Annotated in this window: 5 protein-coding genes; 3 read left to right on the top strand and 2 right to left on the bottom strand. The window is 62.7% G+C overall.

Annotated features, from left to right (window positions below):
• The coding region (locus AC5JJ6_RS10435) for a DUF2125 domain-containing protein (RefSeq protein WP_496041973.1) at positions 1–238 on the bottom strand (238 nt) is incomplete at its 3' end.
• Positions 239–356: 118 nt separating this feature from the next.
• Between AC5JJ6_RS10435 and AC5JJ6_RS10430 the strand changes: the two genes are divergently transcribed.
• From AC5JJ6_RS10430 to AC5JJ6_RS10420, 3 genes are all read left to right on the top strand, one after another.
• On the top strand, positions 357–1,040 hold the full coding sequence (locus AC5JJ6_RS10430; protein ID WP_496041972.1) for a gamma-glutamylcyclotransferase: 684 nt from the start codon (positions 357–359) through the stop codon (positions 1,038–1,040).
• Between the two features lie 108 nt (positions 1,041–1,148).
• The gene (locus tag AC5JJ6_RS10425) at positions 1,149–1,469 is read left to right on the top strand and encodes a DMT family transporter (protein WP_496041971.1); all 321 of its coding nucleotides are present in this window, start codon (positions 1,149–1,151) and stop codon (positions 1,467–1,469) included.
• A gap of 110 nt (positions 1,470–1,579) precedes the next feature.
• Positions 1,580–1,825, top strand: coding sequence for a hypothetical protein (locus AC5JJ6_RS10420; protein WP_496041970.1), 246 nt, complete (start codon positions 1,580–1,582; stop codon positions 1,823–1,825).
• Between the two features lie 234 nt (positions 1,826–2,059).
• Here AC5JJ6_RS10420 and AC5JJ6_RS10415 read toward each other — a convergent pair.
• Positions 2,060–2,248 (bottom strand): aquaporin (locus AC5JJ6_RS10415; RefSeq protein ID WP_496041969.1); only part of this gene is annotated, 189 nt, incomplete at its 5' end.

Here is a 2,248-nt window from a genome sequence, read left to right as displayed (position 1 = left end):
AACTCAGGCCGTCGGCGCGCTGGATCGAAAAATCGGTCGTCGTCGCGGTCAGGGACAATGGATAGCCGGACAGATCCAGTCCCTTGTACTCGATGAAGCTCGCATTGGCCCGCTCGGCGGCGATCCAGCCGTCGACGCTGTCGCGCACGATTCCGGCGGCGTAGAACCACCATGCCGTATAGCCGGCGCCGAGAACGGCAAGCAGAAGAAGAGAGAGCAGGATGTGTCTGGCGCGCATGACTCGACCGGTATGGGGAAGGGCGCTGACTTATACCGGGTAGCGGCGATGGAGGTCGAGAGCCGCGTCGATCCGTGCTACGGTGGCATCTGCGCTGAGGGGACACTATCTGAGGGTCATGTCTGCCGAAGATTACAAACGCGGCGCGGTCGAAGGCGATGCCGCCACCCTTTCCCAGGAGCTTGCCGAGAGCGACTTCGACGCCACCACGGGCGTCGAGCCGGCAATGGTCTTCCGGCCCTCCCGCGGCTCCGTACTCTTTCCGAAGATCAAGGTGCCGCCGGGAAGCGACCTATGGGTGTTCGGCTACGGATCGCTGATGTGGAACCCCGAGTTTCCCTATGCCGAACGGCGGCAGGCGTTGCTGAGGGGCTATCACCGGCGGTTCTGCGTCTATTCGCACCGCTACCGGGGCACGCCCGAGCGGCCGGGACTGGTTCTGGGCCTGGATCGTGGCGGTTCCTGCCGTGGCATCGCCTTCCGCGTCGAACCGCCGCATGTCGACTCTACGATCGACCTGCTCTGGGACCGCGAGATGGTCAGCGGCGTCTATTCTCCCAAGTTCATCAAGGTTTCGACAGATGAGGGTCGGATACCGGCCTGCACTTTCGTCGCCGACCGCGCTCACCGGCAATATTGCGGTGAGCTGGGGCCGGCGGATGTCGTCCGGTTCATCCGGCAGGGCGTCGGAGAGCGTGGCCCGAACCGCGACTATCTTGCCAATACGGTCGGTCATCTGCGCGACCTTGGCATCGTCGATCAGGGACTGGAGAAGTTGCTGGCTCAGGTCGGCAAGACTTGAAGCAGGATCTGTTGTAACCATATGATTTTCGATGCGGGGACGACCCTGCATCTTCCCATCAGCACTTATCGGCCGGGACGACCCAGCCACGGACACTGGAGGTCTGTGATGGCTTGGGTATTTCTGTTCCTCGCCGGAGTTTTCGAAATCGGCTGGGCCTTGGGATTGAAGCAGACGGAAGGCTTCACCCGTCTCGTCCCATCCGTCCTCACCGCTGGCTGCATGGTCGTCAGTCTCGGACTTCTCGGGCTGGCGCTCAGGACGCTGCCGCTGGGTACGGCCTATGCGATCTGGACCGGCATCGGCACCGTCGGAACCGTAATCGCCGGCATGGCGATCCATGGCGAACCCGCCAGCGCGCTTCGCCTCGGCTGCATAACCTTGATCGTGGCCGGTATCGTCGGCCTGAAACTGGCGCCGGGCCACTGATCCAACGCCGTATTCTACGGTTACATACCTGAAGGACGAAGGTGCAGCCGCTACAGTCGGCGTCCGGAGTTGGTTTTCACCTGGGAAAGCGTCAGCGCGTGGAGGCCAGGATGAACGGGACGGCCGGGTTCGTATTGCACCGCTTTCCCGCCTACAGGGACGTGATCCTGCTGCGGCTCCGAACCGACTCCCGGTTCAGGACGATGTGCGCCGACTACAAGGAAGCATCCGATGCGCTGTCGTCCTGGGAACAGTCGCCGACGCCACGTGCGGCTGACTTCGTGCGGGATTACAGGCGTCTGGTGGCGGAACTGGAGCGTGACATACTTTCGGATCTGCTGGAGCATGACACGTGAGAGGGGTCCTGCTACCTGCGATAGAGCCCTCCAAAGAGTCTCGAAAGAGGTATGACTCGCATACAGTTAAAATGCTATATTCTTTTCAACCGGGCGAGTCAGCAGTGACCACCGGATGAAGCCCCGACTGAAGACCCCGCTGCGATGCCTCCGCAGCGGGGTCTATTTATGTCCGGGGTCTGTCTTCCTCCGGGGCTTGTGGAGCCCCGATGCGATGCGGATCCGTATCCCCGCTCAGCGTGCCGGTTCGCCGGTGATCGCCGGCTTGATCGTCGTCTCTTCGGCCGCCAGCGCCCGATAGGTGAGCCCGCCCAGTACGCCGCCGATCAGGGGCGCAACCCAGAACATCCAGAGCTGCTGGAGAGCAATGCCGCCCTGGATCAGGGCCGGTCCCGTGCTGCGCGCCAGATCGGAAGAGCACAC

It is taken from the genome of Skermanella sp. (genome assembly GCF_059503625.1).
Note: the sequence above shows the minus strand (reverse complement) of the source record. Positions and strands in the feature narration are given on the sequence as shown.